Below are 23,966 nucleotides of genomic sequence, written 5' to 3'. Positions count from 1 at the left end.
TTCGGTATCAGGTCAGTTCAAGGAGATTCAGCAACTCCACGCCATGGGTGGCCAGGGTGGTGCGGCCGCTGCGGCCTCGGTCTATGACGCAGAGGGCGTGGGTGATGGTGGCGCCGAGGGGGCGGAGGTCGGCTGCGGAGAGGGCGATTTGGCCGCCGGTGTTTACTACGGCGTCGATGATCAGGACGTGTTTGGCGGTGATGTCGGCGCCCTCGGCCAGTCGGCAGGTTCCGTGGATCTTGGCCTTCTTACGAATGAAGGCGATGGGGAGGCCGGTGTGGAGGGAGAGGGCGGTTGCGACGGGGACGCCGCCGAGTTCCAGGCCGGCTAGGACCTCGGTGGTCGGGGGGATGAGGGGGACCATGGCGCGGGCGGCGGCGTCGAGGAGGGCGGGGTCGGCTGCGAAGCGGTATTCGTCCAGGAACTGGGTGGCGGTCTCGCCGGATCGCAGGAGGAACTCGCCGGTCAGATGGGCCGCCTGACGGATCCGGGCCGAGAGGTCGTCGTCGGCCGCGGGGCGGGGGAGGGAGGCGTGGAGATCGCGCATCCTCAGAGGGTAGGGGGCGCTGTTTGCGTCTGTGTGGCGCCGAGCGCTCGTCCAGATTGCGTGGCAGCTGATCAGCGATGCGCTGCAATGGAATTCACGACGCTGCGGTCGCGGAGTACCCGCGACCGCAGTGGTCATGGCGTGCCGGGTGTGACGATCAGAAGGAGCCGGTGCTGGGCTTGGGGGGCGTTGTGGTGGTGGTCGTGACGTCGGCGACCGTGACCGCCTGGGTCGTGGTGGAGCCGGCGACGCCGGTGCGCCCGGAGAAGGTGGCGGTGATGTTGTAGGTGCCCGCGGCGCCTGGAGTCCAGCCGATCGAGGCGGTGCCGTTCGCGGCGACGGGGATGCTGCCGAGAACCTGGTCACCTGCCTTGAACTCGATGGTGCCGCCCGCTGCCGCCGGAGAGACGCTCGCCTGCAGGGTGGTGGCGGTGTTGACCTGGAGGCCGCTCACGGGGGCGAGCGTGGTGGTCGAGACGGCGTCGCTGGACACGGTGATGGCCGGGCCCTTATCGGTGTAGTTGCCGGCGCCGAGGGAGCCGTTGTAGCTCATGGAGGTCGGCAGCGGGGTGTCGCGGGCGCAGTTGACGCCCACCGTGTACTGCACCGAGAAGGTCTGGGACTTGGGTGAGATGTTCGGGTACACAGGGTATTTGATGACGCTGAAGGAGGCGCTGGCCGTGCCCGCGGCCGAGGTGTCGAGCGAGACCTGATCGCCGCCCATCGTGGCCGAGCCCGCGACCGGAGTCAGGCAGGTGGGGTGCGCGTCCGCGATCGAGTAGATGTACTCCACCGGAATGCCGGTCCGCTCGAACATCGTCGTGACGGTGATGGTCTCGCCGGCGATCGGGGTGGTGTCCGAGACCGTTCGGGTGAACTTGCTGCTCCCGTCGGTCCAGGTGACCGTTCCCGATGCGGCCACGGCCGTGCCGGGGATCATCGTCACCGCGAGACCGCCCGCTACCGCGATCGCGGCCACCGCACCGGCTGCCCGCCGCGTATTGCTGTCCATCATTTGCATCTCCCACAGACCTCGGATGTCCCTTGACACGGTCGTCGAAGGGTTTCCGCACCCGAGTTCGGCGTGATTACATCACGGTGAACTGGTCGGCGGACCAGAATCTGAAATGATTGTGATTCAGTTTCTGTGAGTGCCGCCGACCACCGCCGGAGTCAGCTGGTTGATCTTGTTGTGCCGGGGGCGGCGAAGGATTGGCGGTCGCCGGTCCAGGCCTCGGGGGAGACGAGCATTTCCAGGTCTTCGAGGTCGGCGGGGGACAACGCGACGTCGGCGGCGGCAGCGTTTTCCAGGATTCGGGTGGGGCGGCGGGTGCCGGGGATGGGGACTACGTCGGGGCCCTGGGCCAGGAGCCAGGCCAGGGCCAGTTGGCCGGCGGTGATATCGAGGCGGGTGGCCAGGTCGCGGAGGGCGGCTACCTGGGTGAGGTTGTTTTCCAGGTGGTCGCCCTGGAAGCGAGGGTCGTTGCGGCGGAAGTCGCTGTTGGCCACGGTGGTTGGGTCCAGGGTGGCGGTGAGCAGACCGCGGCCGAGCGGGCTGTAGGGGACGAGGCCGATGCCGAGTTTCCGGGCGGTGGGGACGATGTCGTGTTCGGGCTCTCGCCAGAGCATCGACCATTCGAATTGGACTGCGGCAATGGGGTGGACGTCGGCGGCCTCGGCCAGCTGCGCCGGGGTGGCTTCGGAGATGCCCAGGTGGCGGACTTTGCCGGCGGCTACCAATTCGGCCATGGCGCCGATGGTTTCGGCGACCGGTACCTCGGGGTCGATGCGATGCAGGTAGTAGAGGTCGATGACGTCGCGGTCGAGTCGCTGCAGTGATGCGTCGCAGTATTCGCGGACGTGGGCTGGGTTGCCGTCCAGGCGGACACCGGAATCGGTGCGGACGATGCCGAATTTTGTTGCTACTCGGACCTGTTCGCCCGCATCTCGCAGGGCGCGGGCCAGGAGGCGCTCATTGTGGCCGCTGCCGTAGCTCATGGCGGTGTCGAAAAGGGTTACGCCGGCGTCGATCGCGGTGTGGATCGCGGTGATCGACTCGTCGTCATCGGTCGCGCCGTAGCCCTGGGAGAAGCCCATGCATCCCAAACCGATTGCGGAAGTGGTCAATTCGCTGCCGAGCTGATGCTGCTGCATGCCCCCATCGTGCTGACGAGGTGAGGATCGCACAAATAGGAATTCCGATGGGTGCCATCGGCGCGTCAATGGGTTACCTGGTGGCGGCGAGGTGTTCGCCGTAGAAGAGCATGAGGCCGACACCGGCGGCAATGCCGCCCAACAGCCAGAAGCGGATGATGACGGCTGTTTCCGGCCAGGTGCTCAGTTCGAAATGGTGGTGGAAGGGGGCCATCTTGAACAGGCGGGTGCGGTTGGCCTTGAAGACCGCGATCTGGAGAGCGACGGAGAGAATTTCCGCGACGAACAGAGCGCCGATGACCGTCATGAGAAGTTCGGTGCGGGTGGTGATGGAAATGCCGGCGATGAGGCCGCCCAGGGCGAGGGAACCGGTATCGCCCATGAAGATCTTGGCGGGGGCCGCATTCCACCACAGGAAGCCGATACAGGCCGCGGCGCCGGAGGCGCACACCAGGGACAGGTCGAGCGGATCGCGGACCGTGTAGCAGCCGACGCCGGGCTTGATCGAGCAGGCATTGGTGTACTGCCAGATGGTGACGATGACGTACGCGCCCAGTGCCAGCGCCATCGATCCGGCAGCCAGGCCGTCGAGGCCGTCGGTGATATTGACCGCGTTCGACCAGGCGATCACGAGGAAGACCACGAGCACCAGGAACACGATGATGCCGAAGGACAGGAACGGATAGTCGCGGACGTACGACAGGTGCCGGCTCGCCGGGGTCAGGCCCGAATTGCTGGGAAAACGCAGCGCCAGGACGCCGAAGACGATGGCGGCGGTGAGCTGTCCGAGGTACTTGCCCTTGGCGGTCAGGCCCAGATTGCGGTGTTTGTACAGCTTGATGAAGTCGTCGAGGAAGCCGACCACGCCGAGTGCCGTCGCCAGGCCGAGGACGAGCAACCCGGAGGCGGTCAAACCCTCTGAGTCATAACGAATTCCGATCAGATGCGAGCCCAGATAACCGGCCCACATGCCGATGATGATGGCGATGCCGCCCATCGTCGGCGTACCGCGCTTGGCCTGATGACTGGCCGGACCGTCGGACCGGATCTCCTGCCCGACATTCCTTTTCGCGAACAGCTTGATCAACAGCGGTGTCAGTGTGATCGACACCGCCAATGCGATCAGGACCGCGAAAAAGATCTGCCTCATCTACCCACCTCGTGCCGCGAACAATTGCTCTGACGCTATCCGCAGCCCCCGAGGTGGTTCACAGGTGGGTTCGGCTCACCGAGATGCGGGCCTCAGAGCACGGCCTGCGTCTGCGTGACCTTGGCGACCAGTTTGCCCGCATCATCCCGAATCTCGGTCTCGATGACAATGAAACTGCGCCCGGCGTGCAGCGGCCGCGCGGTGGCGGTGGCGTACCCCGAGCGCACACCGCGCAGGAAATTGGTCTTGGACTCGACGGTCGTGGTGCCCTGTTTGCCCTCCGGCAGATTCAGGAAGGCACAGACCGCGCCGGTGGAATCCGCGAGCGCCATCAGCGCGCCGCCGTGCATGCCGCCACCGAGGGTGCACAGGGATTCGTCCCAGGCCAGGCGGCTGCGGACCTGCTCGGGTCCGTGCTCGAGCACCTCGATGCCGAGACGATCGGCGAACGGCATGGTGCTGAAGAGTTGGGTTCCGATCGGATCCAGTGCTGTTTCGGTCATGGGTTCGACTCTGCCGCATGAGGTGCCGCGCCGCGATTACCCCGGGGGTAATGCCGGGGCGGAGACCGGCGGCAGCGGGTAGGAGGCCGCACCGCGCAGAGGTCCGACGCGGCGAGTATCGGAGTGGTCGGCGATTCTGCGAGACTCGCCGGGTGCGGGTAGAGGTGCTGGGGCCGGTTCAGGCGTCGACGGATACGGGGGCGCCGATCGAGATCGGCGGGGTCAGGGTGCGCATGCTGCTGGCCCGGCTCGCGCTCGAGGCGGGCGGGACGGTGTCGGCGGCGGCGCTGATCGACGGGCTGTGGGGCGAGGAGCCGCCCGGTGACGCGCCCGGTGCGCTGCAGGCCCTGGTATCGCGGTTGCGGCGCGCCCTGCGCGAGGCGGGGACGGTGGAGCTCACGGCCGGTGGGTATCGGCTGCCCGGGGTCGTGGTGGATTCCGAGCGGTTCGAGGAGCTGGTCAAGCGGGGGCGGCGGGAGTTGGCGGCCGGGCGGGCGGAGTATGCGGCCGGGCTGCTCGGCGAGGCGCTGGAATTGTGGCGGGGACCGGTGCTCGGGGATGTGCGGGATGCGCCGTTCGTGCAGGTTGTCGCGGCTCGGCTGGACGATTTGCGGGCGGCGGCCGTGGAGGACCGGTTCGCGGCCGAACTCCAATTAGGGCGCTACGCAGACATTCTCGCGGATCTGGAGGTCGCCGGGGCCGAACATCCGCTGAGTGAGCGGCTGGCGGCGCTGCGCATGCGGGCGCTGGCCGCGGCCGGGCGGCAATCCGATGCGCTGGCGGTGTACGAGGGCATGCGGGAGCGGCTGGGCGATGAGCTCGGCATCGACCCGTCGGCGGAATTGCGGGACACCCATCTCGCGCTCTTGCGCGGCGAGCTCGAAAGCCACACTGCGCGAAGGGAACCCGTCGGCAGCACGCTTCCGGCGCGACTGACGAGTTTTGTCGGCCGGGACAGTGAGCTGGAAGGGCTCGCGAAGCTGCTCGCGGCCTCCCGGCTGGTCACTGTGGTCGGGCCGGGCGGGGCCGGGAAGACCCGGCTTTCGCTGGAGGCCATGTCCCGATATCAGGGCGGCCCGGTGTTTTTCGTGCCTCTTGCCGAGATCGGTGCGCCCGATCAGCTCGCCGATGCGGTCGCCGGTGCGCTCGAGAATGCCGATGGACTGCCCGCGGACAAGACCGCACGGCTGGCCGAATTGCTGGATGTCGGTGCGGCGGTGCTGGTTCTGGACAATTGTGAACACCTGATCGGCGCCGCCGCCGAGCTTGCCGAGCATCTGCTGGATCGACTGCCGCAGTTGCGAATCCTGGCCACCAGCCGGGAACCGCTGACGATCATCGGCGAGGCGCTGTGTCATCTCGGTCCGCTGGATCTCCCGTCCGAGTCGACGGAACCTGCTGCGGCGCAGCGCTCTCCGGCGGTACGGCTGTTCCTCGACCGGGCCGCGGCCGTCCGCCCGGGCTTCACTCTCGACGAGCACACCACCGCGCCCGTCGTGGCGATCTGCCGCAAGCTCGACGGCATCCCGCTGGCCCTGGAACTGGCCGCCGCCAAACTGCGATCCATGAGCGTCGACCAGATCGCCCGCCGCCTCGACGACCGCTTCCGCCTGCTCACCTCGGGCAGCCGCACCGCGCTGCCCCGCCAGCGCACCCTGCTCGCCCTGGTCGAATGGAGCTGGGATCTGCTCGAAGACGCCGAGCGCATCCTGGCCCGCAGACTCTCCCTCTTCCCCGGCGGCGCGACAGTCGAAGCGCTGGAAGCGATCTGCGCCGACCAGACCCTCCCCGCCGACGACATCCTCTACATCCTGGGCGCCCTGGTCGAGAAGTCCCTCGTGCAATCCTCCGGCGGCGACCAGCCCCGCTACCGCATGCTGGAAACCATCCGCGCCTACGCCGCCGCCCAACTCACCAACTCCGCCGACAACCTGACCCCACCCTTCGCCCACTACTACCTCACCCTCGCCGAACAGCAGGAACCCCTCCTCCGCACCGGCGAACAACTCAGCGCCATAGCCGTTTTCGACGCCGAACACGCCAATATGGCCGCCGCCCTCCGCACCGCCTCCACCGATCATGGTGACCTGCTGGTGGGGCAGCCCGCCGGGCAGCCGGAGTTGGCTTCGCGGTTTGCGCGGGCGATGTTCTGGTACTGGGGGATTCGGGGGATGAGTAGTCAGTTCGAGAGTGCGATTGCCGGGGTGCTGCGGTTCGGGGCGGCGTTGCCGGCGGAGGTGCGGGCGGCGTTCGGGGTTATTCAGTTGATGGCCGGGGGGCCGGGGGATGAATCCGGTTCTGTGCGTGGGTTGGTCGAGGATTGTGTGCGCACGGGGGCGCCGGCGTTTCATCCGGGATTGCCGCTGTGGACTTCGCTGGTGGCGTTTCAGGCAGGCGAGGAGGAGGTGGGGGAGCGGCTGCTGGAAGAGGCGCTGGAGTCGCCGGATCCATGGTTGCGGGCGAGTGCGCATTTGGCGCGGGATCTGGCGTTCACCGGGCGGGGGGAGTTGGCCGCGGGGGCGGTGGAGCGGCGGGAAGCGCTGCGCGACTTCGAGATTGCCGGGGATCGGTGGGGGCTGGGGATGGCCTTGCTGGCGGTCGGGCGGGATCACTCGCTGCGGGGCGCGCATCAGGAGGCGATGGCGGCCTTCGGGCGGGCGGTGGTCATCGCGTCCGAGCTCGGCATGGAGGACGATGTCTTCATCGCGCGCACCGAACTGGCGCGCGAGCGCATGCGCAGCGGTGATCTGCCGGAAGCCGAACGCGATATCCAGGTGGCGCAGCGGCAGGCCGAGGAACTGGGCTACTCCCGCATGGCCGCGGTCATGGGCTTCAGCCTGGCCGAATTGCACCGGCGTGCAGGCGATATCGCGCAAGCCGACCGAGACCTGGACCAGCTCGAGCAGCGCATCCGCCGACTGCCGTTCCCGGAGGGCCTGGCCGCACACCGAATCGCGGTCGCCCGCATGGCCAACCGGCTCGCAGAGGGTGCAGCCGCCCAGGCCCGGACCCTGCTGCCCGAAATCATCGAAAGCTCATTCGTCAACGGAGACGTCGCGGCCGTCACCCAGGCCGTAGCCAACACAACGGAACTGCTGGCGAAACTCCAACTCCTGGAGAACGATCCGCCGTCCGCAGCCGCCACACTGGGCATGACCGAGGCAATCCGAGGCGCATTCGACAACGGCGAACCAGAACTGCGCACACTCATCACCGAACTCGTAAACCGCCTCGGCGACGAGCCCTTCCACGCGGCCTACCTCCAAGGATCCCACCTCCCCCGAGACCGAGCCCTCCACCAACTCCGCTCCGAAACCACCCCCCGCCCCTGACCCCTCCACCGCGAGCACTCCGGCCGAATCCTCCCCCACCCGCCGATCGATAGCGCGTCGCACTCCCACGCCAAACGCCGAGAGGGCTCTCACGGTGGGGAGTTTCGGCGTGTCCCCACCGTGAGAGCCCTCTCGGTGATTGTCAGGCGCGGGTGAAGAGGCGGCCGGCGAGGTCGAGGCCGGTGATGGCGCCGGAGGCGTCGCGGCTGAAGTAGCCGCGCTGGCCCTTGAAGGAGCCCTCGGTGATGATGTACTCGTCGGTGTTGCCGGGGAGCATGCCGAAGGGGAACGCGGGATGGTCCTGGGGGAGTTCGGTTTCCGAGGCGGCGCGGATCTCGGGGCGGATGCGGCATTCCAGGGACAGGCCCTCGGCGCCGGCGAGGACGGTCATGGTCATGGCGTCGATCTCGTAGGTGCCGACCAGCTCCTCGGCGCGGGATGCGTTGTAGGCCAAAGGTTCCGGATCCTTGTCGATGACGCCCAGGTAGTGCTCCAGCGCCCAGCGCACAATGGCCTGGTTGGACGGAATGCCGTCGGGGCTGGCATTGGACATGATCGAGATGGCGAAATTGCGCTCGGGGACCAGCAGCAGTTCGGAGAACTGGCCGAAGCCTGATCCGCCGTGCCCGACGGTGCGCACACCGTCGACGTCGCGCAGGAACCAGCACAGCCCGAGGGCGTCGCCGAGGGTGCTCGCCTTCATCTCGATGGTCGGCTGCTTCATGAGGTTGAGCAGTTCGGCGGGCAGCACGGTCTCACCGTTCGCGGCGGCGCCGAGATGGAAACGGGCCCAGCGCAATTGCTCCACGACCGAGGAGGAGAGGCCGCCGCCGGGGTTGTTGGCGCGGGTCCCGTTCCAGGATCGCTGCACCGACAGCGCGCCGTCCTCACCGCGCTCGTGCCCGGCGGCGAACCGCCGCGTCATGATCTCGTTGCGGGAGTAGCTGCTGGTGGACAGGTCGAGCGGGCGCAGGATGCGCGTGGTGACGGCCTGTTCGAAGGTCTGGCCGGTGATCTTCTCGATGACCCGGCCGAGCAGATTGAAGCCCGCCTGGCTGTAGGAGGACCGCGCGCCGGGAGCGGCGATGAGCGGGATCTCGGCGAGCTGTGCCACGAACTCGGCCAGCGCGTCATCGCCCTCGCCGGTGTCGTTGATGAGGTTCCAATCCAGCCCGGCGGAGTGGTTGAGCAGCTGCTTCACCGTAATGGCCGCCGCGACCTCCGCATCGATGAGGCGCAGCTCCGGCACATACCGCTGGACCGGCGCGTCCAGGTCGAGCTTGCCCTCGGCGACCAGCTGCATGAGCACGGTGGCGGTGAAGCTCTTGCTGATCGAGCCGATGGTGAAGAGCGTGTCCGGATCGACGGGCAGCGGGTTCTCGATGCTGGTCACGCCGTGCGAGGCGAAGATCTCGCGGCCGTCGACCCAGATGCCGACGGTGACGCCCGGGATTCCGAATTCGGTGGCGGTGGCTTCGACGATCTCCGACAGCGCGATATCCGACGACGCTTCGATGTTCGACAGTGCGATGTTCGACATTGCAGTACCTCTCCTGTGCTCGGTGTGCGGCTCTCGTTTTCGGCCGCTCATCCGGTCTGAAACCAGATTGCCGAGCGCCGCTGACAGCAGGCCGACAGTGCGCCGACAGCGCGGACAGGCCCGCTGACAACACCGATCGGCGGGGTATCGGCGCTGGTCGGAGGCTTCTCTCAGGACCCATTCAGGAGGGAGCTAGCAAACGCTCAGTGAACTAGGGCAGTGTGAAAATCTGCCGATCAGAATTAGTCATCTACTGAGGAGATACCCGGCGTGCGATTGTCGAAGACCTGGGGCAGCGTGGTTCTCGCGTTGACCGCAACCATCCTGCTACCAGTCGCCGCGGGTACTGCCTCCGCAGCATCCGGAGTTGCCCTGCGCGCCGGCGGCACCTCGACGGACGGTTCGCACATCGCCTCCAGCGAACCGACCGACGCCCGCACGGTGAAGCTGCAGGTCTACTCGGCTGCCATGGACAAGAACATCGAGGTCGATGTGCAGCGCCCGGCCGACACCTCCGCGCCGAGCCCGGTGCTCTACCTTCTCAATGGCGCGGGCGGCGGCACGGATTCCGCCACCTGGCAGCGGCAGACCGACGCGCTGAACTTCCTCTCGGACAAGAACGTGAATGTGGTGCAGCCGGTCGGCGGCGGATTCAGCTACTACACCGACTGGCGCGACGCGGATCCCACGCTGGGCGTGAACAAGTGGAAAACCTTCCTCACCCAGGAGTTGCCCCCGCTCGTCGACAAGGCGCTGAACACCAACGGCCGCAATGCGATTGCCGGGCTGTCCATGGCGGGCACCTCGGTGCTGCAGTTGGGGATCGCCGCGCCGGGGCTCTACCAGTCGGTGGCCTCCTACAGCGGCTGCGCGCAGATCAGTGATCCGGTGGGCTACAACGCCGTGAATCTGGTGGTCGCGGCCGGCGGGGGCAATACCGCGAACATGTATGGGCCCAAGGGTGATCCGATGTGGGCGGCCAACGATCCGTACGTGCACGCCGACCAGTTGCGCGGCATGAATCTCTACATCTCCAGCGGCTCCGGCCTGCCCGGGCCGTGGGACACGCTGAACGGTCCGCACACCCTGCCGGGTGTCGGCGGAGTGGTGAATCAGACCACCCTCGGCGGCGCGCTGGAGGCCGCCACCAACTACTGCTCGCACAATCTGCAGGCCAAGCTGGGTCAGCTGGGCATTCCCGCCACCTTCAACTTCACGCCGACCGGCACCCACTCCTGGGGCTACTGGCAGGATGATCTGAAGAATTCGTGGCCGGTGCTCGCGGCCGGACTGGGTTTGCCCGCCAACTGAATTCGGGGTTCAGCGGTGCGGCCACGGTCGGTGGGGATGCCGACCGCGGCCGCGCCTTTCGCTATGCGGTGAGTTCGAAACTCGGGTAGCCGTTGTCGCGTTCCTCGTCGCAGAAGCGGCGGTAATTGCCGAAACCACCGATGTAGGGCATGAATACGCGCTTCTTGCCCTCGATGTTCGCGCCCATGTACCAGGAGTTCGCCTTGACGAACAGGGTGCCCTCGGCGACCTCCATGAGGTGATCGGTCCACTTGGCCGCGGCCTCCTCGCGAGCCTCGACCTGCCGAATGCCCTGTGCGCGGCAGTGTTCGATGAGGTCGATCACCCAATCGAGCTGCTGCTCGGAATGCAGGACCATATTCGCCATCACCGACGGGGTTCCGACGCTGTTGATACTGAACATGTTCGGGAATCCGTGGACGCCGAAGCCCAGGTAGGTGACCGGACCGTCGGCCCAGGTGTCGCGCAGCCGCGATTCGCGCGCACCCTGGATATCGATGCGCAGCAGCGCACCGGTCATGGCGTCGAATCCGGTTGCGTAGACCAGGGTGTCGATCTCGATGAACTTGTCCGCGGTGCGGATCCCGGTGGGGGTGATCTCCTCGATGGGCTCACGGCGCAGGTTCACCAGCGTGACATTCGGCCGGTTGAACATCTCGTAGTAGCCGGAGTCGGTGCAGATGCGCTTGGTGCCGATCGGATGATCGGTGGCGATCAGATCATCGGCCACCACCGGATCGTCGATCTTGGCGCGGATCTTCGCCACGGCGAAATCGCGCACCAGATCATTGGCGGCCATATCACTGTTCTGATCGGGGAAGACCTTGTTGAACAGCACGCCGCCGCCGTTCCAGCGGTCCTCCATGGCCTGCTCGCGCTCCTGCGCGCTCAACTCCAGCGCCTTGGTCTGCAGGCTGGGGTGCGGGGTGGCGGCGGGAGCGTAGTAGGACTTGGCGCGCCGCTGCGGGTAGGTGGCGCGAATCTGCTCCTGCTCCTCGGCGGTCCACGGCCGGTTCGGCACGGGCACACTGAAATTGGCGGAGCGCTGGAAGACGGTCAGCGCCTCGGCCTGCCGGGCGATGATCGGCGAGACCTGGATGCCGGAGGAGCCGGTGCCGATGACACCGACCCGCTTCCCGGCCAGGGACGCGCCCTCCTCGGGCCAGCGGGCGGTGAAAAGCTCCTCGCCCGCAAAGGTTTCCACGCCCGGAATATTCGGCTTGATCGGCGCGGACAGGCAGCCGGTGGCGAAAACCACGAAGCGGGAGCGGAATTCGTCACCGGCGGCGGAATGCACAGTCCAGGTCGAGGATTCGTCATCGAAGTGCGCTGCCGTCACCGACTGGTTGAAGCGGTAACGCGGCCGCAGTTCGAATCGGTCCGCGACGTGATTGATGTACGCGAGGATCTCCGGCTGCGCCGCGAAACGCTCGGTCCACGTCCAGCTCTGCTGCAGCTCCTCGTCGAACGAGTACGAGTAGTCCACGCTCTCCACATCGCAGCGAGCGCCCGGATAGCGGTTCCAGAACCAGGTGCCGCCGACATCCTCGCCCGCCTCCAGGCCGAGCACGTTCAGACCGGCCCGGGCCGCCTGATGGACGCCGTAGAGTCCGGCGAATCCGGCGCCGATGATGATCACATCGTATTGACTGGCCTGCTCGGCGCTGGCAAACATGCGTGCCCTCTCGACTCGTCCACAACTATTTCGAATAGGCATATCGTCGGGCCGACAGCGGCTGGTCGCGACCCCTCGTCCCACTGACCAGGAGCCGCGGTCCGGCGATCGAGGCCGCAGCGAGCGGACGCTGCCGGCGAACGGCTGCTCGGACGGGCGGTTATTCGCCGGACAGATCGGACAGTGTCGGCTCGATCGCCCTATTCGTGGGCGGGTTCGCCGGTGACGATGTGATCGGCGTGGTTGAGGCCCTCGCGGATCAGGCGGGAGAGGTGGCCGTCGCGGATGCTGTAGATGATGCGGCGGCCGTCGCGGCGGGTGTCGACCAGGCCGGTGAAGCGGAGTTTGGCCAGGTGCTGGCTGACCGCCGTGCGGGAGGCGCCGCAAGCCTCGGTGAGGGCGGTGACGTCGGCTTCGGCATTGGCGAGGATCCAGAGGATATGCAGGCGGGTGGGATCCGACAGCATGCGGAACGTCGCGGTGGCGGCATCGAGGCGCGCCGGATCCGGTTCTACGGGGTGGGCGAGGCTGGAACGCGCGGCGGGCAATGCCTGTGCGTCGCGCTTGCTCGCCATCGCTCACCTTTCCGCCGCTACCGCCTCACTGTCCGCGGGCGCGGACACGGGCCACATGCGGACAGCCGTAGTAGCAGCCAGTGTAGCGATCACCGCCAGCACCACCGCCGTGATCGGCAGGCCCGCCAGCGCGCCGAGGGTGCCCGCGACGGGATAGGTCAGGAGGTAGCAGGCGTGCGAGAGCGAGAACTGCGCGGTGAAAACGGCTGTGCGGGAATCGGAATCCGACTGGGCGCGCAGCAGCCGGGCCGAGGGCGTATTGATCATGGAGGTGCCCGCGCCCAGCACCGCCCAGGTCACCGCCAGTAGGCAGGCGCCGGCGACCGGGCCGAGCAGGGGAATCACCGCCGCGGCGACCAACCCGGCGGGGAGAATGCGGCATCCGGTCATCATGACCTGGCGATCCGGGATATCCGCGAGCACGCGGGGCAGTGCCAGCGCCACCACCATGGAACCGAATCCGAAGCAGCCCAGGGCGAGTGCCACCCCGGTATTCGAGCCGTCGAGCCGATCACGCACGTACACAACGGTATTCACGACGACCAGCGAAGTCGCCGCGGCCACTGCGAGATTCATGGCGAGCAGGCCGCGCAGGACGGGGCGATCCAGCATGATCCGGGCGCCGCCGGTGATCCGCTCCCACAGCGGCTCGGGCCGGTCCGAGGTGAGCCGGGGGAGTCGCGTGGTGAGCACCAGCACGGCCGAGGCCACGAAACCCGCGGCGGTGCCGACGAACAGCAGGTGATAGCTGATGACCGTCAGCGCGGCGGCCGCCAGAATCGGGCTCAGCAGCGATTCCAGATCGTAGGCCAGGCGGGACAGGGACAGGGCGCGGGTGTACTGCTCCTCCTCCGGCAGCACCGAGGGGATCACCGATTGGAAGGCCGGGGTGAATGTCGCCGACGCCGATTGCAGCAGCGCGATGAGGACATAGATCTGCCAGGTCTGTGTCACCCACGGCAGCACCAGCGCGATCGCCACCCGCGTCACATCCGCGGACACCAGCAGCGTGGTGCGCGGCACTCGCTCGGTGAGCGCCGAAATCACCGGCGCCACAGCCACATACGCCACCATCTTGACCGCCAGCGCGGTACCGAGCACCGCGCCCGCATGGGCTCCGGCCAAGTCGTATGCCAGCAGGCCCAGTGCCACCGTGAGCAGGCCGGTACCGATCAGCGCGACCACCTGGGCGGTGAACAATCGCCGGAACTGGGTATGGCGTAGGACGTCGAGCACGACCCCACTATATGACAATAGGTGCGCAGTTGTGCACATGTTGTCGGTTATCCGCCAGTGGGCGACTATTCTCGCCCCATGGTGAGGAATTTCGCGGTCTGCTCCGTGGCCGCGGTTTCGACACTGCTCATTTCCGGCTGCTCATCGCACCCGGCCGACGTGCCCGCACCCACGGTCGAGACGACCGCATCGGTGCCGGAGACCGCATCCGCCCCGCCGACGGAAGCGCCGCCCGAACCCGCCTCGGAACTGCCGCCCTGCGGCGATATCGGTACCGCCGCAATGCCTGCCGACTGCCAGCTGCAATCCCGCGATCCCGCCGGCGTCACCTTCGAAATCCGGCACACCGGCAGTCCGGCGCACCTCGTCACCACCGTCACCCTGCTCGACTCCGCCGGTGCGTTCGTGCAGACCCTGGTCGAACCCGAAGCCGATGCCCCCGGCGCGGTACCGAAATTGCGTGATCTCGACGGCAACGGCCGCGACGAACTCGTCATTCCGATCTTCCTGGCCACCGCCAATGTGCGCTACGCCGTCTACCACGCCAATGGGGACTCCCTCGAGTACCACCGCGCCGGTGAGCTCGCCGGAATCGGCATAGACACCTCGGCCACGGGCTACGTCGTGGTCTCGGCCCGCGCCGAATATGCCAGCTGGGACGTGGAATTCTGGAAATTCGCCGCCGACGACCTCAGCCCCATCGTCACCGCCCAGGTCCGCCCGATCGACGACGGCAATGGCAAAGTAGCCGGAACCACCTGCGCCGTAATAGATTCCGGCGGCCTGGCCAGCACCGGCCTGACCCCCACCCAAGCCGACACCCAGTTCTGCGCCGAACCCGCAGTAGTCCGAGTGAGCCGCAACTGACTACCGCCGCGCAACCGACCGCCGCGCCGAAACTGACTGCCACGCGATAGCTGGCTTCTGCGCCAGAACAGCCGTCGCGCGCCGGAGCCGACCATCGTGCCGGAACCAGCTGCTGCAGCGGGTGATCCGCGCCCTGGTGCGGGAATCCGGGGATTCTCCGGGGGATTCCGGATACCGCCGGCGGTGCCGCGCGCCGAAGATTGAGTCAGGTCGCCGATCCGGCCCGCTGCACCACAGCACTCCGGATCGGCTCCGCCTCGCCATCGGCGTCGAGGCGGAGCGCAGTGTCGCGCACCGCCCGAAACGTGCCGTCAGATGCGGGCGCCCTTGGCGCGATTGCAGGCGCGGCAGAGGATTTGGAGGTTGGTGGCACTGGTGGCTCCGCCGCGGCTGAGCGGGATTATGTGGTCGAATTCCAGGTAGTGGCTGTCGCCGCATTCCACGCATTTGCCGCCGTCGCGCTGCCACACCTGCGCTTTGATGTCCTGGCCGATGGTGCGGGTGTCGCGGCGGCCGGGCGTGAGTGCGAGGCGTTTGGCGACCCGTAGTGCGCCCTCCATGGTGGCGGCCACGTGATCGGGATCGGCGACCTCGAAGATCGCGCCGCCGCGTGCCGAGGTGGCGGCGACCTCTACGCGGCCGCTCTCCGCGATCACCGAAACAACACGCGTCCAAGGCATTTCGGTGCCGGTGTCCGGGCCGGTGAAGCGGAGCTTCTTATTGCTGCAGATCAGGCGGCCCTCGGTGAGCTTCGGACCGCGCGAGAGCTGGCGGATATGGATGGCGGCGACATTCAGGTGCAGCTGTTCAGCGGGATCCAAATGCAGGCCTGCCGCGCCGAGCACCGGCAGTTCGCCCGCGCGCAGGCGCGTGAGCATGCGGCCGCGCTGCATACGGCGGTGCAGATCCTCGATGAGCGGGCCGTCCAGCGTCAGCGCGGTGACGGCCGCGTCGAAGGCGTCCATCTCCTGCTCGTCGATGCTGCCGTCCGCGAAAGCGAAGGCCACCAGGCGCTCCACGTGATCGTGCGCGACCGGCCGCAGCGCCGCCCGCGCCGGGTTCGCATCGATTCGCTGATAGCGCAGCCCGGCCCACAGCGCCTCCCAGTCAGCACCCTTCGGGCCGGTGGAACGCAGCACCCGCTCGGCCCGGCCGCGCCAGGACGCCAGATACTGCTCGACCTGATCCGTGCAATCCCGGCAGAGCGCCGCTCCGCCGAATACCCGCCACCGCCGCGCTCGCCCGCAACGCGGGCAATGGCGCGCATCGGCGATCAGCTGCGAGCGCGTGGCCGCGGTCCACTCCGCACCGTCCCACCAGCGCAGCACCCCCGCACCCTCCGGGTCCGGATGCCAGTCCGCTCGTTCCGGATCCGGCGGCAATCGCGGGGGCTCGGGCTGGACCTCACGCTCGATCGTGAAACTCCGACGCTGTCCGTTCGTACCTGACTGTTGCCGATCCGGTTCGGTTGCCGGTGCGGGCTCGCCGGGGTCGTCGACACGTACGCCGAATTCGGTGACGACGCCGCTCAATCCGCTCGTCCAGCCCTGGCCGACGGCACGGAACTGCCAGTGCCCGTCGCTGCGGTAGAACTCGCCGAACATCATGGCCCGCACCGGTTCGGCGGCGATCTCGAACCAGGCGACCGGGCGGTTGTGGTCGAACACCGTGAGGATGAGCCCCGGGACCTCCGCGAAGGAGCTCGCCACCGAACCGGTGATCACAATGCGCTCGACCTCGGATTCGGTGCGCGGCAGCGAGACCGAGAGGCGCGCGGTGCCGGGTGCGGGCTCCGGATCCACCGTCACGGCCTGGGAGACGTGCCGGGGATTGTTGAAGAAGACGAAATCCCGGTCCGATCTGACCCGCCCGGCGTTCGACAGCAGCAAGGCGTGCGCATCGACCTCGTGATCGGATTGCCACGAAAGGACAACCGTCAGAAGCGATGTCGGAACCGGCGCATGGCCACCCTCGGTGAGTTTCATTGTGATCGAACTATGCCACGCGGCTACGACACCCTCCGCAGCCCGCAAGACCACCCGGTCCGACACCTGATCCACGTCGTATCGAACCTCCAGCCGCGGTACCGAACCTGCGGCACAGTGGAATCATGACGACACCCAAGGACCCCGGCCGCCAACCACCGCGCGGCAAACCCCAGCCCCCGCGAGTCCCCACCGTCGGTGACGTACTCGCCGCCGCCCAGGCCGCCGTCGATGCCGCCCAGGCCGCCGCCGGCCAAGCCCTCGGCTCCGCCCAGGTCACCGCCACCCAGGCCTTCGACACCGCCGTCCGCCTCCCGCCGGCTTCCATCCAACTGGCCGCTCAGCTCCCCGACCTCATCGAAAACCTCACCACCGCAGTCGAACGCCTCAACTCCACCATCGACCGCCTCGACCGCACCCTGGCCCTCGCCGAACCCGCCTTCGTCGCCTACGACCGCCTCCTCACGCGCCTCGAATCCCTCACCGCCCTGGGCGAAGAAGCCCTCTCCCGCCTCGACAAACTCCCCGGCATCTCGCTCCTGACCCGCCTGGCAGGCGCCCGCGACACCCCCGAACCCGAACCACCCCAATCCAAACCCCGCCGCGGCGGCAAGTAGCAGGGCCTCGGCCGCTTTCGGCCCCTCCACTCTGCGTTGCTGCCCGAGAGCAGTCGTCACACCGCGAGCCCGATCCGAACCTGCTGACCGACACCGGACGTGCTCGTCGGGGAAGCCGCTCGCGCCCGCAAAGACCGTTCACCAGGAAATGGTGGCGGCATTCGCCGAGAGGAGACCTGCGTCAGTTCCTGGTGATCATGAAAACCGAGGCGTGGGTCAGGCAGAGGGGAGTGGGGTTGGGGGTGTGATGCCCAGGCCGGGGAGGGCGCGGAGGGCGGTGGCGGCTTTCCAGAGCATTTCCTGGTATTCGTCCTCGGGGTCGGAGTCCAGGACTATGGCGCCGCCGGCGCCGATGCGCCAGTGGTTGTTGTGGCGGACCGCGGTGCGGATGACGATGTTGAGGTCGGCGGTGCCGCCGAGGCCGAGGAAGCCGATGGTGCCGGAGTAGATGCCGCGGGCCTCGGTTTCCAAGTCGTCGATGATCTCCATGGTGCGGAGTTTGGGTGCGCCGGTCATGGAACCGCCGGGGAAGCAGGCGCGCAGGCAGTCGATAATGCCGAGGCCGGGCCGCAGCGTGCCGCGGACCGTCGAAACCAGTTGGTGCAGTGTCGTATACGTCTCGACGGCCATGAGCTTGGGCACATGCACCGAGCCGACCTCACAGACGCGGACGAGATCATTGCGGAGCAGATCGACGATCATCAGGTTTTCGGCGCGGGTCTTGGGATTGCGCGCGAGTTCGGCGGCGAGCTGCTCGTCCTCGGCGGGCGTATCGCCGCGCGGGGCGGTGCCCTTGATCGGCTTGCTCTCCACGGTGCGCGCGCGATCCAGTTTGAGGAAGCGCTCCGGCGAGGCGGACGCCACCTCCAGATCGGCGAAGCGCAGGAAAGCCGCGTACGGCGCGGGATTACAGCGGCGCAGCGTGCGGTAGACGCTCAGACCGTCGCTGTCGGCGGGCAGATACGCGCTGTCGGTAATGCAGATTTCGTAGGACTCGCCCGCGTGCAACTGGTCCTGGCAGGCGCGCACATCGGCGAGATAGCGCTCCCGGCCCCGCGTCAGCAGCGGGGCCACCGTGCGCTCCTCGGCGCGCAATTCGAGATCCGGCGGATTTTCCCAGGTCGGAAGGGTTTCCACGAGGGCGCGCGTGGTCGCCAGCCAATCCTGCGCGGCGGCAAGGGAATCCGGCTCGGCCAGGGTCAGCAGGTGGGTGCGGCCCGCCTCGTGATCGACCACGATCAGCCGATCGGCGAAGAGCCACTGCGCATCCGGGGTAGCTGCGCGGTGCGCGGCGCTCGCCCCGCATTCGGCCTTCATCTCGTAGCCGAGGTATCCGACATAGCCGCCGACGAAATCGAAAGGCACATCCGGGAATTCGATCCGCCGCCGCCGTAGCTCCTCGGATAGATAGTCCAGCACCCCGCCCGGCACGATCCGCCGCCCGGCCGCCGACTCGACCTCCACCTGCCCGGATCCGACCCGGTATCGCACCGTTTCGGCCAGCGGCCCCGACGCGTCTCCGAGAAAGGAGAACCGATCGAGCCCGGGCTCCACATGCTCACTGTCGAGCCAGAACGCCGTGGGCGAATCCCGGTGCAGCCGCAGGAATATCGCCTCGGCATCCACGGCCCGCTCCACTACGGTCTGCTCGACCGTGTAATCGACCGGGGGAGTGCGGGTTTCCTTCGGCGAGGGTCGAACAGTCACCGTCTCCCCGCGCAACCGCCGCGACCCACCGTGAGCGGCGGTGAGGGCCTTGAAGTTTCGCAGCAGCGTCGCCCCGTGCGAGCTCGCGATGGATTCGGGATGGAATTGCACACCCCACTGCGGCCGGGTTCGGTGCCGCACACCCATGATGACGCCGTCCGAGGTGGTCGCCGTGACCTCGAGGTCTTCCGGCAGCGGTCGCGCCGCGCACAGCGAGTGATAGCGGACGGCCGTGAAGTCTTGCGGCACATCGGCGAACAGGTCGCGGCCGTCGTGGGTGATGCGGTCCGGGAAGCCGTGCCGGGCCTGCGGCGCCGGAGTGACCAGGCCACCGGCGGCGATCACAATGCCCTGATGCCCGAGGCACACTCCGAGCAACGGCAGATTCGAGTGTGCGATCACCGCGGCGGAGATGCCGAAATCGCGAGGGATATCGGGCCGCCCGGGACCGGGGGAGATGACGATATTGTCGAAGGATTCGAGACCCAGCGCCGACAGCTCGGCTGCCTCGTCATTGCGCACGACCACGGGTTCCACCCCGTTCACCTCACTGATCAGCTGATACAGGTTGTAGGTGAACGAGTCGTAGTTGTCGATCAGCAGCGTGCGCATTTGGCAGGCACATTACGCCACCACCGGGCGGGCACTGCGCACCACCGCGCTCGAATAGTCATGCCTGACCTGCGTGAACGAGGCGCCCGCCACTTGTGCTGGCATATGCCTTCAGTTGCTCTGGACGGTTACGGCACAATGTGGGGCATGTCTGAAGTGCAGCCGGTCGATGTTGATCGCGACCTCGTCGATTTCGCAGTTGTCGGGAAGTGGATGGATGAGCAGGGCTTGCCCAGCGGTGAATTCGAGGGGGTGAAACCGCTCGGCGGCGGCACCCAGAACGTCATGCTGCAGTTCCGCCGAGGTGGGCAGGACTACGTCCTGCGGCGCGGACCCAAGCATCTGCGCACCGCCAGCAACACCGTGATCCGCCGCGAATCCCGCATTCTCGGCGCCCTCGACGGCACCGGCGTGCGCGCGCCCAAGGTGATCGCCGCCGCCGAGGACGAATCCCTCATCGGCGCATCGTTCTATCTCATGGAGCCGATCATCGGCTTCAATCCGCAGACCGAACTCCCGGACCTGCACGCGGGCGATCCGGAGATCCGGCGGCAGATGGGGCTGTCCGCGGTGGAGGCCATCGCCCGGCTCGGCTCGCTCGATCACGAGGCGCTCGGCCTGGCCGACTACGGCAAGCCCGAGGGCTTCCTGGAACGGCAGGTGCCGCGCTGGACCAAGGAACTCGAGTCCTACAGCGTCAACGAGGGCTACCCCGGACCCGAGATTCCGGGCGTCGACCGCGTCGGCGCCTGGCTGGACCGCAATCGGCCCGCCGAATGGAAAGCCGGCATCCTGCACGGCGACTGCCATCTGGCCAACATCATGTTCTCCTACGACGGCCCGCAGGTCGCGGCCCTCGTGGACTGGGAGATGTCCACCATCGGCGACCCGCTGCTGGACCTCGGCTGGCAGATCGCCACCCGGCCGCGCCCCGGCACCACCGGTTCGGCGCTCATCGGCACCCTCGGCGCGGTCGGCGGGCTGCCCACGCCGGAGGAGATGATCGCGCACTACGGCAAGTTCTCCGACCGCGACCTGAGCAATGTCACCTGGTACACGGTGCTGGCCTGCTTCAAGCTCGGCATCGTGCTGGAGGGCACGCATGCGCGCGCCTGTGCGGGCAAGGCGCCCAAGCAGGTCGGCGATTTCCTGCACGCGATCACGCTGGAGCTGTTCGAGCTGGCGCATCAGCTGATGGAGTGAGTTGTGCGACGGTCTGGCGCAGGTGTCGCTAATTTGGCGACGGTTGGCTGAATGTTGGTGGACGGTAAGTTATTGCCACAGTAGGTTCAGGGGCATGCCGATCGCTCCCGATGCCAAGGACTGGACCTGGGTGCTCGAACGCACCTGCGCCGAATGCGGATTCGACCCGGACGCCATGACGTACGAGTCGATTCCGGGCCGGGTGCGTGCGAGCGCCGCCGCGCTGGCCGATGCCCTCGATCACCCGAATGCCGCCGTGCGGCCGGATGATTCGACCTGGTCGGCCCTCGAGTACGCCGCACATGTCCGCGATGTGTGCCGCATCTTCGAGCATCGCCTCGATATCACCCGCACCGGTTCGGCGCGCCCCGGACCGGCGATCGGCGGATACGACACCTCGGTCGTCGTCGACGACTCCGGCATCCCCATGTTCGCCGACTGGGATCAGGACGTCACCGCGCTCGCGGAGAACTACGGCGCGCAGCAGCCGGCGCTGGTCGCCGCCGAACTACGCGCCGCCGGTGAAACCACTTCTCGCGCATTCGAATCCGTTGCCGCCGGCGAGCATCAGCTCCCCGCCAAGCGCAGCAACGGTTCGCTGTTCACGGTGGAGTCACTGGCGCGCTACTTCACCCACGATGTGGTGCACCACGTCCACGACGTCGAGAAGCGCAGCGCCGCAACGACCTAACGCACCGCAGGTTCCTGCTGGGTGGTGCAGTGGATGCCGCCACCACCGGCCGCGATGGCATCGATCTCGATCTGCACCACCTCGCGATCCGGATACAGCCGTTCGAGCGTGGCCTTGGCGGCGGCATCGGCGGGTTCGTCACCGAACTGCGGTGCGATGACCCCGCCATTGCAGAGATAGAAATTGATGTAGCCCGCCGCGAAATCCTCGTCCACCCACTCCGGCCGCACGGCATTCGGTCCCTCGATCACCTCGACGTGCAGCGGCCGGCCGTACAGATCCTTGGACTCGCGCAGTATGTCGAGATGGATGCGGGTGACCTCGTAGTCGTACGCGTCCGGATTGTTCTCCAGCCCCGCCACCACCACACCGGGCCCGGCGAAACGCGCGTAGAAATCGGTGTGCCCGTCGGTGATATCGCGTCCGGCGATGCCCGGCAGCCACAGAATCCGCTCGATGCCCAGCAGCCGCTGCAGCTCCCGCTCCACCTCCGGCTTGGTCCAGTCCGGATTCCGATTGTCGTTCAGCACAGAGCTTTCGGTGATGATCGCCATGCCCGCACCGTCGACCTCGATGCCGCCGCCCTCCAGTACCAGTTCGGTGTGCAGGGCCTCCGCACCGGCGTGCGCCGTGACAAGACTGGCGGCGAGCGCATCCTCGCTGTGCTCCTGCTTGCCGCCCCAGCCGTTGAAATTGAAGTCGACGCCGGCTTTGGCTCCGAGCACCTCCGGATCGACGACGAAGGCCGGACCGGAATCGCGCAGCCACAGATCATCGAGCGGAGCCTCGAACAGTTCGATAGTGGGGCCCAGCAGGTTTCGGGCCAGCTCCAGCTCGGCCGGGCGCACCAGCATGGCCACCGGTTCGAAACGGGAGATGGTGCGCGCGATATTCGCCAGGGTCTGCTGCGTCAGCGGTAGCAGATCGGCGGTCCAGACCTGTTCGCTCGCACCGAATGCCATCCAGGTGCGCCGGTGTGGCCTGCCTTCGTCGGGCATCTCCCAGGGCATCGAAATCGCTCCTCACATCAGGTGGTCGCGCTCCCGGCCGGGAGCGGTCAGAGACAGCGGCGCAGAGCTTGACGGAGATTGCGGGCCCGGACATCGTCGAGGACGGCCATGCCGAGCCGGTTCATGGTGTAGCCGAAGCCGAGACCCGTTGCCGGATCGGCGAATCCGAAGGAGCCGCCGTAACCGGTGGTGCCGTACGCGCGCGCGTCGGCGCCGAAACGGAAACTGCCGCAGGACTTCCGGAAGCCCAGGTGATACCGGCTCCGAGTGAGCAGGACCAGATCGTCGGCCGGGACATCCTGTGCGGTCTCGGCGGCGGCCAAGCGCTGCAACAGGTCCGAGTCGATCGGCAGTTCGCCGGTATCGCCCGCCGCCGCGCCGTAGACCCGGGCCAGGGAGCGCGCGGTACCCACACCGCCCGCGGCCGGAGATTCGACCTCCAGGAATTCGCGGCGCGTGGCCCGGGCGGGCGCACCGACCTGCGGGCTGTTCAGGGCGCGGAAGGACAGCCCGCGCTTGGCGTACAGCTGAGCCCCGATGCGCAGCGGCAGATCCCGCTCGTACTTGAGAATGTCCAAGCCCTCGGTCGCCGAGAGCGTGGCCACCCGATCCAGCGAGATCTCTTCCGGCAGGCCGATATAGAACTCCAGGCCCAGCGGCGCGGCGAAGTCCTCCGCGAACACCCGGCCCAGCGTGCGATGCGCCGGATCGACCCGGCGAATCAGCTCACCCTGATACAGCCCCGCGGTGATCGGGTGATAGCCGTGCCGAGTTCCCGGCCGCCACAGTGGTTTCTGATCCGCCAGCAGTACCGCCAGGCTGTCCAGATCGGCCATCTCCCGCAGGCGCACCGGCCGGTCCAGCGCCGCCAGCCCGGCCTGATGATCCAGCAGCTGCCGGACGGTGATCGACTCCTTGCCGTGCGCCGCGAACTCCGGCCAGTACTTCGCCACCGGCGCCTCGTAGTCGAGCAGCCCCCGCGAAACAGCCGAAGCCACTACGAAAGCCGTCATCCCCTTGGTCGTGGACCACACCGGCGCCATGGTGTCGCGCTCCCACCCCAGCCTGCGCTTGCGATCGCGAGACCCCGCCCACAGATCCACCACCGGCCGATCCCCGGCATAGACGGCGACCGCCGCCCCGATCTCCCCGTGCTGCTCGAAGTTGCGCCGAAATGCATCCGCTACCGGACCGAACCCGCTGTCCACCTCACCGTGGACCGTGACCTGCTCACTCATGGTGCATCCGATG

18 protein-coding genes and 1 pseudogene are annotated in these 23,966 nt (G+C 67.6%); 6 read left to right on the top strand and 13 right to left on the bottom strand.

All coding sequences use genetic code 11. The features are described 5' to 3' along the window. Positions 1 to 7 precede the first annotated feature (7 nt). The 5 genes from ABZX86_RS25085 to ABZX86_RS25065 form a co-directional block, all read right to left on the bottom strand. On the bottom strand, positions 8 to 547 hold the full coding sequence (locus ABZX86_RS25085; RefSeq protein ID WP_355127101.1) for a phosphoribosyltransferase family protein: 540 nt from the start codon (positions 545 to 547) through the stop codon (positions 8 to 10). A gap of 157 nt (positions 548 to 704) precedes the next feature. Beyond that, positions 705 to 1,562 carry an Ig-like domain-containing protein gene (locus tag ABZX86_RS25080; RefSeq protein ID WP_355127100.1) on the bottom strand — a complete coding sequence of 286 codons (858 nt, stop codon included), beginning with the start codon at positions 1,560 to 1,562 and terminating at the stop codon, positions 705 to 707. Between the two features lie 158 nt (positions 1,563 to 1,720). Further along, positions 1,721 to 2,701, bottom strand: coding sequence for an aldo/keto reductase (locus ABZX86_RS25075; RefSeq protein WP_355127099.1), 981 nt, complete (start codon positions 2,699 to 2,701; stop codon positions 1,721 to 1,723). Between the two features lie 73 nt (positions 2,702 to 2,774). Further along, a complete protein-coding gene (mraY, locus tag ABZX86_RS25070) occupies positions 2,775 to 3,851 on the bottom strand; it encodes a phospho-N-acetylmuramoyl-pentapeptide-transferase (RefSeq protein ID WP_355127098.1) in 1,077 nt (358 codons plus the stop codon). A 92-nt stretch (positions 3,852 to 3,943) separates the two neighbouring features. Next, entirely contained in the window at positions 3,944 to 4,354 is a 411-nt protein-coding gene (locus ABZX86_RS25065; protein ID WP_355127097.1) for a PaaI family thioesterase, read from the bottom strand. Between the two features lie 152 nt (positions 4,355 to 4,506). Here ABZX86_RS25065 and ABZX86_RS25060 point away from each other — a divergent pair, with 152 nt between their 5' ends. Beyond that, positions 4,507 to 7,686, top strand: coding sequence for a BTAD domain-containing putative transcriptional regulator (locus tag ABZX86_RS25060; protein WP_355127096.1), 3,180 nt, complete (start codon positions 4,507 to 4,509; stop codon positions 7,684 to 7,686). A gap of 142 nt (positions 7,687 to 7,828) precedes the next feature. On the opposite strand, the gene ABZX86_RS25055 is transcribed toward ABZX86_RS25060, so the two are convergent. Beyond that, complete coding sequence (locus ABZX86_RS25055) at positions 7,829 to 9,226, bottom strand: serine hydrolase domain-containing protein (RefSeq protein WP_355127095.1); 1,398 nt, start codon at positions 9,224 to 9,226, stop codon at positions 7,829 to 7,831. Positions 9,227 to 9,598: 372 nt separating this feature from the next. Between ABZX86_RS25055 and ABZX86_RS25050 the strand changes: the two genes are divergently transcribed. Then, positions 9,599 to 10,537, top strand: coding sequence for an alpha/beta hydrolase family protein (locus ABZX86_RS25050; protein WP_355127293.1), 939 nt, complete (start codon positions 9,599 to 9,601; stop codon positions 10,535 to 10,537). Between the two features lie 61 nt (positions 10,538 to 10,598). Here ABZX86_RS25050 and ABZX86_RS25045 read toward each other — a convergent pair whose 3' ends face one another. The 3 genes from ABZX86_RS25045 to ABZX86_RS25035 all read right to left on the bottom strand — a co-directional run bounded on the left by ABZX86_RS25045 (position 10,599) and on the right by ABZX86_RS25035 (position 14,023). Then, entirely contained in the window at positions 10,599 to 12,212 is a 1,614-nt protein-coding gene (locus ABZX86_RS25045; RefSeq protein ID WP_355127094.1) for an NAD(P)/FAD-dependent oxidoreductase, read from the bottom strand. Between the two features lie 200 nt (positions 12,213 to 12,412). Next, entirely contained in the window at positions 12,413 to 12,787 is a 375-nt protein-coding gene (locus ABZX86_RS25040; RefSeq protein WP_355127093.1) for a metalloregulator ArsR/SmtB family transcription factor, read from the bottom strand. 3 nt (positions 12,788 to 12,790) lie between these two features. Then, positions 12,791 to 14,023, bottom strand: coding sequence for an MFS transporter (locus ABZX86_RS25035; protein WP_355127092.1), 1,233 nt, complete (start codon positions 14,021 to 14,023; stop codon positions 12,791 to 12,793). A 78-nt stretch (positions 14,024 to 14,101) separates the two neighbouring features. Between ABZX86_RS25035 and ABZX86_RS25030 the strand changes: the two genes are divergently transcribed. Then, positions 14,102 to 14,890 (top strand): hypothetical protein, encoded by a 789-nt coding sequence (locus ABZX86_RS25030; protein WP_355127091.1) that lies wholly within the window; start codon positions 14,102 to 14,104, stop codon positions 14,888 to 14,890. Between the two features lie 311 nt (positions 14,891 to 15,201). On the opposite strand, the gene ABZX86_RS25025 is transcribed toward ABZX86_RS25030, so the two are convergent. Then, positions 15,202 to 16,875: a TerD family protein gene (locus ABZX86_RS25025; RefSeq protein ID WP_355127090.1), complete on the bottom strand. Its 1,674-nt coding sequence runs from the start codon at positions 16,873 to 16,875 to the stop codon at positions 15,202 to 15,204. Positions 16,876 to 17,000: 125 nt separating this feature from the next. On the opposite strand from ABZX86_RS25025, the gene ABZX86_RS25020 reads away from it, so the two are divergent. Beyond that, complete coding sequence (locus ABZX86_RS25020; RefSeq protein WP_355127089.1) at positions 17,001 to 17,492, top strand: hypothetical protein; 492 nt, start codon at positions 17,001 to 17,003, stop codon at positions 17,490 to 17,492. 216 nt (positions 17,493 to 17,708) lie between these two features. Here the strand turns inward: ABZX86_RS25020 and pabB are convergent, their stop codons facing one another. Continuing rightward, a complete protein-coding gene (gene pabB, locus ABZX86_RS25015) occupies positions 17,709 to 19,811 on the bottom strand; it encodes an aminodeoxychorismate synthase (RefSeq protein WP_355127088.1) in 2,103 nt (700 codons plus the stop codon). 138 nt (positions 19,812 to 19,949) lie between these two features. On the opposite strand from pabB, the gene ABZX86_RS25010 reads away from it, so the two are divergent. Further along, on the top strand, positions 19,950 to 21,014 hold the full coding sequence (locus ABZX86_RS25010; protein ID WP_355127292.1) for a phosphotransferase family protein: 1,065 nt from the start codon (positions 19,950 to 19,952) through the stop codon (positions 21,012 to 21,014). Between the two features lie 94 nt (positions 21,015 to 21,108). Continuing rightward, positions 21,109 to 21,705: a DinB family protein gene (locus tag ABZX86_RS25005; protein WP_355127087.1), complete on the top strand. Its 597-nt coding sequence runs from the start codon at positions 21,109 to 21,111 to the stop codon at positions 21,703 to 21,705. Here the strand turns inward: ABZX86_RS25005 and ABZX86_RS25000 are convergent. Together ABZX86_RS25000 and ABZX86_RS24995 are read right to left on the bottom strand one after the other, a co-directional pair. After that, positions 21,702 to 22,709 (bottom strand): annotated as a pseudogene (locus ABZX86_RS25000) (agmatine deiminase family protein); the annotation flags it as partial. The gene ABZX86_RS25005 and the pseudogene ABZX86_RS25000 sit on opposite strands and share 4 nt — an antisense overlap. Before the next feature lie 53 nt (positions 22,710 to 22,762). Beyond that, positions 22,763 to 23,953 (bottom strand): serine hydrolase domain-containing protein, encoded by a 1,191-nt coding sequence (locus tag ABZX86_RS24995; RefSeq protein WP_355127086.1) that lies wholly within the window; start codon positions 23,951 to 23,953, stop codon positions 22,763 to 22,765. Positions 23,954 to 23,966 lie beyond the last annotated feature (13 nt).

Origin of the sequence: Nocardia sp. NPDC006630 (genome assembly GCF_040611495.1) — a bacterium.
Lineage (GTDB): Bacteria > Actinomycetota > Actinomycetes > Mycobacteriales > Mycobacteriaceae > Nocardia.
Note: the sequence above shows the minus strand (reverse complement) of the source record. Positions and strands in the feature narration are given on the sequence as shown.

What these genes read in the sequence shown, in the direction of transcription:
- ABZX86_RS25080 (WP_355127100.1), bottom strand. Translation starts at nt 1,562, where the DNA reads ATGATGGACAGCAATACGCGGCGGGCAGCCGGTGCGGTGGCCGCGATC.
- ABZX86_RS25075 (WP_355127099.1), bottom strand. Translation starts at nt 2,701, where the DNA reads ATGCAGCAGCATCAGCTCGGCAGCGAATTGACCACTTCCGCAATCGGT.
- ABZX86_RS25045 (WP_355127094.1), bottom strand. Translation starts at nt 12,212, where the DNA reads ATGTTTGCCAGCGCCGAGCAGGCCAGTCAATACGATGTGATCATCATC.
- ABZX86_RS24995 (WP_355127086.1), bottom strand. Translation starts at nt 23,953, where the DNA reads ATGAGTGAGCAGGTCACGGTCCACGGTGAGGTGGACAGCGGGTTCGGT.
- ABZX86_RS25020 (WP_355127089.1), top strand. Translation starts at nt 17,001, where the DNA reads ATGACGACACCCAAGGACCCCGGCCGCCAACCACCGCGCGGCAAACCC.
- ABZX86_RS25040 (WP_355127093.1), bottom strand. Translation starts at nt 12,787, where the DNA reads ATGGCGAGCAAGCGCGACGCACAGGCATTGCCCGCCGCGCGTTCCAGC.
- ABZX86_RS25025 (WP_355127090.1), bottom strand. Translation starts at nt 16,875, where the DNA reads ATGAAACTCACCGAGGGTGGCCATGCGCCGGTTCCGACATCGCTTCTG.
- mraY (WP_355127098.1), bottom strand. Translation starts at nt 3,851, where the DNA reads ATGAGGCAGATCTTTTTCGCGGTCCTGATCGCATTGGCGGTGTCGATC.
- pabB (WP_355127088.1), bottom strand. Translation starts at nt 19,811, where the DNA reads ATGCGCACGCTGCTGATCGACAACTACGACTCGTTCACCTACAACCTG.
- ABZX86_RS25005 (WP_355127087.1), top strand. Translation starts at nt 21,109, where the DNA reads ATGCCGATCGCTCCCGATGCCAAGGACTGGACCTGGGTGCTCGAACGC.
- ABZX86_RS25010 (WP_355127292.1), top strand. Translation starts at nt 19,950, where the DNA reads ATGTGGGGCATGTCTGAAGTGCAGCCGGTCGATGTTGATCGCGACCTC.
- ABZX86_RS25065 (WP_355127097.1), bottom strand. Translation starts at nt 4,354, where the DNA reads ATGACCGAAACAGCACTGGATCCGATCGGAACCCAACTCTTCAGCACC.
- ABZX86_RS25055 (WP_355127095.1), bottom strand. Translation starts at nt 9,226, where the DNA reads ATGTCGAACATCGCACTGTCGAACATCGAAGCGTCGTCGGATATCGCG.
- ABZX86_RS25030 (WP_355127091.1), top strand. Translation starts at nt 14,102, where the DNA reads ATGGTGAGGAATTTCGCGGTCTGCTCCGTGGCCGCGGTTTCGACACTG.
- ABZX86_RS25085 (WP_355127101.1), bottom strand. Translation starts at nt 547, where the DNA reads ATGCGCGATCTCCACGCCTCCCTCCCCCGCCCCGCGGCCGACGACGAC.